Source organism: Histophilus somni, assembly GCF_014202395.1.
GTDB lineage: Bacteria > Pseudomonadota > Gammaproteobacteria > Enterobacterales > Pasteurellaceae > Histophilus > Histophilus somni.
The window spans coordinates 71,693-82,045 of the sequence record NZ_JACHGQ010000010.1 but is presented as its reverse complement, the minus strand read 5'-3'; the positions used below and the strand labels follow the sequence as shown (position 1 = coordinate 82,045).

Annotated in this window: 1 protein-coding gene; it reads left to right on the top strand. The window is 40.1% G+C overall.

Going from position 1 to position 10,353, the window contains the following annotated elements; translation table 11 throughout:
* Window positions 1-333 precede the first annotated feature (333 nt).
* Window positions 334-10,134, top strand: a complete 9,801-nt coding sequence (locus tag HNR69_RS07610; protein WP_147590749.1) for a YadA-like family protein — start codon at window positions 334-336, stop codon at window positions 10,132-10,134.
* The last annotated feature ends 219 nt before the right edge of the window (window positions 10,135-10,353 follow it).

Below are 10,353 nucleotides of genomic sequence, written 5' to 3'. Positions count from 1 at the left end.
CTACAGCCTACAGCCTACAGCCTACAGCCTACAGCCTACAGCCTACAGCCTAGGCTAACGCCTTTTTATAAACCTTGCAAAATAAATTTTAAAAAATTTTTAACTTCTCGTCATACCCAAATTTCCCCTTTTAAAACCCTCGGCGAAAATATCATTCGCCTTTTTCTGCTTTGCCTTAAAAAGCAAGGTGTTGCCTATTTAGGGTTATCCCCTCTCTCTAAAGTTTAATAAATAATCAGTAAGAGATAATAAATAAATAAATAACCAATAACAGATTCGATCAATAACCACTTAATAAGTAATTAACAGATAATTTTTAAAGCGAGTAATTCTATGAACAAAATATTTAAAACCAAATACGATATTACAACAGGTCAATGTAAAGCCGTTTCCGAGTTGGCAAGCAATCGCCAAGTGGCGAGCAGTTCGGAGAAACCAAAGTGCGGTGGGGTTTTACGAATGTTTAAGGTTTTACCGTTGGTGTTGGTAATTGCGGGATTTTTTGGGGTGAGTACTATATCAAATGCTGCTTGGTTAGCTATTAATGAAAGTAAAGGAACTGTAGGTATAGCAGGTTGGGGCAATGAATATGGAGAAAATAATAATAATGGTAATATTGTGTTAGGGAAAAAAGACCTACATAAAGTAAATGGACAAGTCACCAAGTTGGAAAAAGTTGTAGTAATAGGAGCAGGAGATAAAACTAAAGCAACAGGAGAAGGACTGGTTGCTGTAGGATACGGAGCTCAAGCACTTCGAGATGGAGCAACAGCCGTAGGATACGAATCTATAGTAGCAGGAACCAATGGAACTGCATTAGGAGCTGAAAGTAAGGCTCAAGGTGCACAAGCAACAGCAATAGGGAATAATGTTTATGCAGTAGCACAAGGGACAGCCTTAGGTGCGGACGTTATGGCAGCTGGTGGGGCATCTATCGCAATAGGAGGAGATGATATATTTGAAAATGGGAACAAAGTTAACTATGGAGAACCAAATCTTAAAGCCGGTGAAGGCGGATTTGCAGATAGATTACCTGAAACGACAATCAAACAAATTTATGGATATAGTGGAAGTAGAGCATCTAATAAAGTTACGTATAGCGATATATTAGATTGGTCTGATTTTTCCAAAAAATATGTTAGAACAGATGACGGAAAAGACCATAGAATGTATTCCCCAACCTATGCAGCCGGAGTGGGGGCAATCGCAATAGGGTCAAGATCAGTTGGATATGGAAATGCTTCACTGGCTATGGGGACATTATCATTTGCATTAGCCGATAGATCAACGGCGGTCGGTGTTCGTGCGTTTGTCGGTTTAGGTGCTGACGGAGCAACAGCAATAGGTGACTCATCAAGGGTTTTTGCGAAAAATTCTTATGCCATAGGAAATGCGGCTGAATCAACCACAGAAGGATCATTATCCTTTGGTTCCGGAGCAAAAGCAGTGGGAAGGGGTTCAATAGCGATAGGTCCTAATGTATCGTCGAATGCAGAATTAACGAGTATGTCAGCTGAGAAATTCAGAACTCAAATTATGCAAGAAACCAAGCTTGGTACTGTCAATGAAAATCAAGATCCTCATTTTAAAACTGTAACTACTGATATTAATGATCTTAAAGTGGGAGATAACAATGAAATTGTTAAGTATGGATTTCCTGCCAATCATTTTAATGGACAGAATAAAATAAGCGACTTAATAACTAAAATTGAACAGGCAAATAAATTTGACTATGAAAAAGAATCTCAGATAGAAATCACCACTACAGAAGATATAAAGAAAACGAAAAAACAAGGAGATCATGCAATATCCTTGGGTTATCACATTTCAAATAATGGAGATAATACCATAGCCATAGGTAGTGCCTCTTATGTCAGGGGTGCTAATTCGGTCGTCTTAGGGGCATTAAATAATGTTGGACAATATGCAACCAATACAATAGCCATAGGTATTGGAACAAACGTACATAAAGAAAACTCGGTTGCTATCGGAACCGGTACAACAATATTAGGAGCTGGTTCAATTGGGATAGGCTCCGGAGTTGGGGTTAAGAAAGATAATTCAATTGCCATAGGATATGGTTCATCTGCTTTTTCAGAATCATCTATGGCACTGGGAAATGATTCTAAGATTAATGAAAATGCTAAAAACTCAGTCGCATTGGGGAATAATTCAAGCTCATCATCCGAAAATTCAGTCGCTTTAGGATATAGATCAACAACGAATTACTTTTATAAAGATGATACAGATAAAGCAACAGCCAGTTTAACTGGAACAAATGCCTCTAGTTTAGAGGGATATGTACCGGAAGGTTCCAGTTATAGAATTGAAACGGATACATCGGCAGGGGTTATTTCCGTTGGGGGTTGGGATACGACAAAAGATGCAAAGGGCGGTCCCGGTTCATCTAAAGGAAATAAAAATCATGTTGGATTGCGTAGAATAGTGAATGTCGCACCGGGCGCGTTGGATAGTGATGCCGCCACTGTAGGACAACTAAGAGCATTATATTATGTTAAAAAAGAAGGACTTGTTGTTTACTACACCGAAGAAGGCGGCAAGAAAGTGAAGCTGGTAAAATCAGCTGGTGACGGTAAATTCTACAAAGTCAACACCCAAACCGGCGAACCGTTAGCAAATTCTCCGGCAATTCCTGAAGCCAACGTATTAGTCGGAGCAAAAGGCTTCGATGAAAAAATAGGAACAAAAGATCTTGGTAACAAAATCCAATTCGGCAATTTAAAAGACGGCAAAATTGAACTAAACTCCGATCAAGCGATTACGGGGAATCAGCTTAAAAATATAGGCGATATTTTGGGGGTATCTGTAAACGCTGATGGACTAAAATTTGATAGCCCTAGTTTTACAGGGGTAGAATATATAGACACACCACCACATACTGCGGGCGTTAGAAAAAATTTTAAAGAAGCTTTAACAGATACGATTAATGCTATTAACAAAGGATATAAGTTTAGTGATGGAACAAATACTAACGCAGGAACTAGTAAATACTATTTAGGATCTACATTGGAGATAAAGGCGGGAGATATTGCACAAACTCATAAGGGAGCAAACTTAAAGGTAAAACTTGATAATACATCAAGCAACAGTAAAGCAACATTCACCATCGGCTTAAAAGACGATCCTGAATTTAATACTGTAAAAATTACTAAAGATCCTACAGATAAGAATCACGCCGTCAACAAAAAATACGTCGATGACAAATTCAGCAAAGTTGTCACGAGTTTTACCGTAACTGGCAATACTGGAAGCTTTAAAGCAACTAACAAACTGGATATTAAAGGAGAAGGAAATATCTCTACAAATGCCACTACTGGTACCGAAGTAAAAATTTCACTTAAAGAGGCTTTAACAGGCATTTCCTCAATTACTGGTAAAACTGGCGGTGCGAAAATTGATTTTACAAACAATGGCTTGACTTTAAACAGCAAAAAAATCACCGGTTTAGCAAACGGAACAGACGACACCGATGCAGCCAATTTTGGACAATTAAAGAATTTAGCAACAAATGTATTGGGTGCGACAGTAAATTCAGGTGGATTTACGAAATCAACATTTAACCAATTGAAAACAAGTAGTAGTGGTACTAATACAGCAGTAGAAAAAACATTTAAAGAGGCTATTGACGCTAACATCACAAAAATTAATAGTGGTTTTATTTTTAGTGATGGAACAACTACTGAAGGTACAAGATATTTGGGAGAAAAAATAACAATACAATCCGGTGTTATTGATAATGGTGATTTTGTCAGTGACAACATAAAGACTAATTACGGTAAGAAGCAAGGAGTATTCCGAATTGGAATTAAAAAAGATCCACGTTTTGAAAAAGTAACAGTAACTGAAAATGTTACTGATAAAAGTCCTGAAATGACTTTAACCACTAAAAAATATGTTGATGATAAATTTAAAAATTTCAGCTCAGACTTGAAATTTGACACAGACAGTAACGCTGAAAAAACCTTGTCATTAAAAACGGGTACATTGAAAGTGAAAGGCACTACTGATCAAATTAAAACCTCTGTTGAGGGTGAAGATACGATCAAAATTGGGCTAGATGAGAAAATCACGAAAAAAATTGATGATACGGCTACTAAAGCGGATAAAAACGAGAAAGCTATTACAGCAGTAAAAACCAGTATAGAGGGAAAAATTACCGACCAAGTCATTAAATACAAGGCGAATGGTTCGGGTGATTATACCGTCAAATTAAGCGATGGTTTGAATTTTAAAGATGGTACAAACACAACCGCTGTAGTGGAAAGTAACGGTGTTGTTAAGTTTAATGTCAATGAGGCATTAAAAGAGATTGCTTCGATTGCCGGTAAGGAGGTGAATGGCGGTAATGGTGGCACAAAAGTAAAAACTGAAATTAAGTTTAATGAAAATAGTAAAGGCAATAATGCGAATACCAATGTTGTCATTCTTTCAAATGGTGCGAGCTACACCTTTGATCCAAAAGGATTCCATGTTGGTAATAAAAAAATCACCGCACTTGCGAGCGGTTTAGGATTGACAGATGCTAGCGGTACTGGTGGAAATGCCGGAAATAATAGTACAGTTATTGCCAATGTTCTTGCTGGCGATCCTGATAAAGGTAATAACAACGGCAACAAAATTTCCAACAATGCCATCAATGTAAAAGACTTATCCGAAGTGGCGAAAGCCCTTGTGGAAAAAGGCTTGAAGTTCCAAGGAAATGACAGTCAAGATGTTACTAGAAAACTGGGCGAGACGTTGAAAATAGTTGGAGAAACAGCAACTTCAGCATCAGGAACAACTGCAACAACTCAAATTACAACCGCACCTGATAATATTATCGTGGCGAAGAAAAACGGTACAAATGGCAAAGCAGATACCCTAGAAATTAAATTGTCTAAAAACTTAAAAGGTATTGCGTCTATTGCCAATGGCGAGAAGGCGAAAATTGCTTTGGGTGGAAGTAATGGAAGTGATAACAAAATTACTTTCAAGGCAGGTAGTTCAGAGGTTACCCTAGCCGATGGTAAATTCAGTGGCGTGTCTGAAATTAGTAAAGGAAACGACAAAGCAGCATTAAAACTTGAGGACGGTAAAGCTACCTTAGAAAGCACGAAAGACGGTTCAAGCATTGTCGTAGACAATGCAGGTGCCACCATTAAAGTGGGTACCAATAAAGCAAGCTATACCTTTAGTGACAGCGGTTTAGATTTAAATAGCAAAAAACTCACTAACTTAGCGAGTGGTTTAGGGTTAAATGGTACCAGTACTGGAAACGGAAATGCTGGCATTATTGAAAAAGTCCTCTCAGGAAACCCTGATGGTGCGACTAGCGGTGGCAATAGCGGTACAAGTATCGGCAACAACGCCGTCAATGTGAAAGACCTGTCCGAAGTCGCTAAAGCGATTGTGACTAAAGGCTTGACCTTTGCAGGGAATACTGGCGGTGACGTTAAAGCCTCACTCGGCGATAAAATCACGATTAAGGGTGATGGAACGTATTTAACCAGCGAAGCGAAAAATGGTACTGGCAATAGTAAAGAAATTGTGTTTTCTTTGACGGATAGCACGAAAAATAAAGTCGATATTATCAATGTCGGCACTACTAACAACGGCGATAATTCCTTTGCGTTGGGTAAAAATTCAAAACTAGAGACGAAAAAGACCGCACCTAGTGGAATTATACCGAATGCAGGAAAAGATGAAGTCAAATTTAGCTGGACAACAGCAGGGGCTTCTAAAACTACAGATCCTACTGATATGAAAGAAGTCATTAGTGTTGGTAATACAAACGCTGAACGCATTATTACGCATGTTGCCGCTGGTAATGTTGCCGTTGGTTCAACCGATGCGATTAACGGCGGACAACTTAAGAGTGTAATTGATGTCTTTGCTAATTTAGGGATAAATGTATTGGGAGCTGAAAAAGCCGATGCTGACAAAGACGGCTTTAAACAATCAACATTTGCCAAAGTTGATTATCACGGAAATACCAATGGAACTAAATCCACTTTTAGAGAAGCTATTAATGAAACTATTACAGCAATTAATAAAGGGCTTAAATTTGATGGAGATAGCGGAGGACCAAAAGATCTCAAACTCGGCTCAACCTTGACGATTAAGGGAGCGACAGGTCCTGCTTCAAAACCAACAACAAGTGCGGGTTCAAGTTCAGCTTCAAGTGCGGGGCAAAACGGTGTAGATACCCATCAAAATATCTTTACCACAGCGAAAGATACAGGCATTTTGGAAATCGCTTTGAATAAGGATTTGAAAGGCATTACCTCTATCGGGAAAGATACTGATAATGTTTTAACGTTTGCAAATGGTGCAAGCGGTACAAGTGGTGGAAATTCAGCGGTATTAAAAGTCGGTGGAAGTGAATTAACTTTTACCAAAGCAGATGGTGACAAAGTCAAAATTACTGGCTTGGCAGATGGAAAGAGTGATGGCGATGCTGTTACTGTCAAACAATTAACCGCTTCACAATTGCATTATTTGTCGGTGAAAGGAAATGGAACTTCAAATGGAGACAACTACAACAACGATGGAGCTAAAGGCGATAAATCAATTGCTATCGGTGTAAACACTAAAACAGAGTCCAACGCTACAAGTGCGGTCGCATTGGGTAGCGGTGCGGAGGTGAAATCGGAATATGGCGTAGCGATAGGACACGGCACGGTAGTGGGTGCAGGTGCTAAAAACTCCATTGCGATTTCAGCGACTAAAGATAATGATAAAGGTAGTTTACAAAACGCCGAATGGGCAATCTCCATCGGTAATAAAAACAACGTTTCAGGCGGAAATGATATTGTCGCCTTGGGGTCGAATATTAATGTAACCTCGTCTTCTAACGGCAGTAATGGCAATAAAAATGATAGCCTAGTTGTAATTGGTAATGGAGCAAAAGCCCATGATGCAAAATATTCTGTTGTAATTGGTAATAAGGCTGAGTCTAAATCTGAACAAACGTTGGTATTGGGTTATGGGACGAAGATATTAACCGGTGCCGATTCTTCAATAGCACTGGGAGTAGCAGGAGAAACCAAAATCACAAATTCTAAATGGTCAACCGCATTAGGAAACAAAATAACAATAAATGGTTCCGGTAATAATGTTCTTGCCTTAGGAAGTAATCTTAATGTAGGAAATAACAATACAGATTTAATTGTAATCGGCAATGGAGAAGATAATAGCAATAGCCCACTGTCAATAACAAATGCAACAAAATCTGTAATTATCGGTAAACATGCAAATTCTAAATCCGCAAGTGCGGTGGTAGTTGGTCACGGTGCGAATGTTGCAGAAAACGCCGCAGGTGCGGTCGCCGTTGGTGAGGGTGCGACAGTTGAAGAAAATGCAGGCGATTCCATTGCGTTGGGTAAAAACTCTAAGGCGAAAGAGAAGCAGATTGCACCAACAGGCATTACACAAACTACTGGACAAGGTCAAGTAAAAATCACTTGGACAGGTGCAGGAACGTCTTCTGGTATGACAAAAGACAAAACCGTAGTCAGTGTAGGGGATAAGGGTAGCGAGCGGATTATCACCAACGTTGCCGCAGGTAAAGTCGAAACAGGCTCAACCGATGCCATCAACGGCGGACAGCTTGCGGAAGTGATTAGCGTTTTTGGTAAATTAGGTTTTGATGTACTTGGAGCAGAGAAACATGATAGTGAAGATGGTTTCAAAAAATCCACGTTTACTGCTGTTCAATATACGAGAACGCCAAAAGAACAAGCACAAGCAAAATACACTTTTAGAGAAGCTATTAATGAAAGCATTACGGCTATTAACAAGGGCTTGACATTCAAAGGCGATATGCCAAGTGCGGGAACAAATGGCACTCAAAACACACCGCACTATCTTGGTTCGACCCTTAGCATTGTGCGTTTAGATATGAATCAGGCTGGTTCGTCTGCTACACCAACTCCGGCGGGGACTTCATCACAACCAAATATTGCTGAGTTTAAAGGTGATAATTTAATCACTCGATATACCAACGAGAGTGGAAACGCCAAAATCGAAATCGGGTTTAAAAATGCACCAATGTTTGAAAAGGTTACGCTTTCTCAAAAACAAATGTATGAGAATGGCACAGGTAGCGGAAGTGGTGCAAGCGGAAGTACAGTTGGTGAAAATGACCTCATTACCAAAGGATACCTTGAACAAGCGTTAAATAAATTTAAGTTCAAGGTTGAAAATGGTAGTGGTAAGCCTATCGAAATCGGTCGTGGCGACACTTTGAAGTTTACGAACGGACAGAATATCCAAGTAACTGTAAAAGATGGAAATGATAGTACAACACAAGCAAGTGCAGGTATGAGTTCAGCTAGTGCGGTTGCTTCCGCACCGGCTCCAACACCAGCTGCTCCAGCACCAGCATCATCAGCAGCTCCAAGCAGTTCATCAGGTGGTGCAGGTTCAAACGGCGGTGGTTCAAATAGTATGGCTTCGTCAGGTGGTTCAAATGGTGCAGGCATGGCTACGACAACGCCAACAAGTACACCAACTACCACTACCCCAACAACGGCAGTGGTAACCATTGGCACGACTGAGGAATTGAAAAACATCACCTCGATTTCCTCTAAACCTAAAGATGGAAGTGCGGGCGGAAATGGAGAAGTCACTAAACTGACGTTAGATCCAACTGATGGGGCGACTTTCCAAGTTGGAACAACAGGTTCTAAAGTGAAAATTGATAAAGAGGGTATTTCACTCACGCCACAAGGGGCGAATAACACAGGCGGAGCAAATCCATTTGCCGATACAGCATCAATCACTATTAAAGCAGGTGCAAAACCAGCGGATCCAAAAAGTTTAGATTCACTTGATCCTAATAACGGACCTTCAATAGAGTTCTCAGCCAAGAAAACAAGTGATGGTAAATCTAGCATTGGCACAGGAAAAATCACTGGTCTGAAAGATTTAGAAGCAAATTCTGACGGCACGAGTGCGGTGAATAAAAACTATGTGGATAAACTGGATAAAGTGACGGTGAAATATGATGATGAACATAAAAAATCAATCACTTTAGGCGGTAAACCTCAAAATGGAGGTAAGGCTCATGACCCTGTTGCCATCAAAAATCTAAAATCCGCCTTGGGAATTGATAATGATAGTATGAAAGGTAAGTCTGAATCTGAAAAACAAGGTAAATCCCTTGATCTAGTGAAAAAACTGGTTTCCAACGGCATAAGTAGCCAGCAAGGGCAAAAAATGACAGAACAAGACCTGCACAAAGCGGCTAATCTCGCTGATTTAAAAGCGGTTGCACAAGCTGGGTTGAGATTTAAAGGAAATCAGGGCGATGATGTGGTCAGAAAAATCAGCGATACCTTAACTATTAAAGGGGAAGAGGAAACTCAAAACGGTCAAACTACAAGTTCATTTAGTAGTGCCGCTGGTAACATTAAGGTAGAAACCAATACAGCCAAAGACGGCTTAGAAATAAAACTGTCGGATACCTTGAAAAATATGAAAGCCTTCGAAACCAAAGAGGAGGGCGGTAAAAAATCGACGTTAAATAGCGAGGGCTTAACTGTTGTCAACAAAAATGGTAGCAACAAAGACAAATCGGCAACTTATGGTGCGGACAATATCATGTTGGAAGATAAAGGTAAAAACAATAAAGCCACAATAACCGCTGAAAGCCTTACCTTTGCTGACAACGTAGCACAAAATCAGCAAAATCCAATGCCAAAAGCTGTTCTTAATAAAAACGGCTTAACCGTAACCGGAGCAAACGGTGAAATTAAGATTGATGGTGAAAACGGTATTATTACCGTACCGGATATTAAACCAACAACCAGTGGAAGTGCGGTGGTGAATAAGAAATATGTGGATGGTCAACTCAGTGCCGCTGTCAACCGCTTGGATAATGTGATCAGTGCCAACAACAAACGCTTGCAATCAGGAATTGCCGGTGCAAATGCGGCGGCTGCATTGCCAACGATTGCGATGCCGGGTAAATCAGCACTTGCAGTCTCTGCGGGTACCTATAGAGGGCAAAGTGCGGTGGCTTTGGGCTACTCTCGTGTGAGTGACAACGGTAAAATTATGTTGAAACTACACGGCAACAGCACCTCAACCGGCGATTTCGGTGGTGGTGTCGGTATCGGCTGGGCGTGGTAAGCTGAGGTCAAACTATCAAAAAAAGCAGTGATAATCTGTTCCTTGGTCAGTTGTTTTTTTAATCCAACTTCTAGGTGAAGATCAGAATCACTGCTTTTTTGTTTGTTGGTGCGGTATTTGCCTGAGAGCAATGCATGATAAAAAATAGTCAGTTAAATACTGAATAACGATGCCATAATGTATAGGTGAAATTTCGAGATAAAAGCAAAAATCTATTAC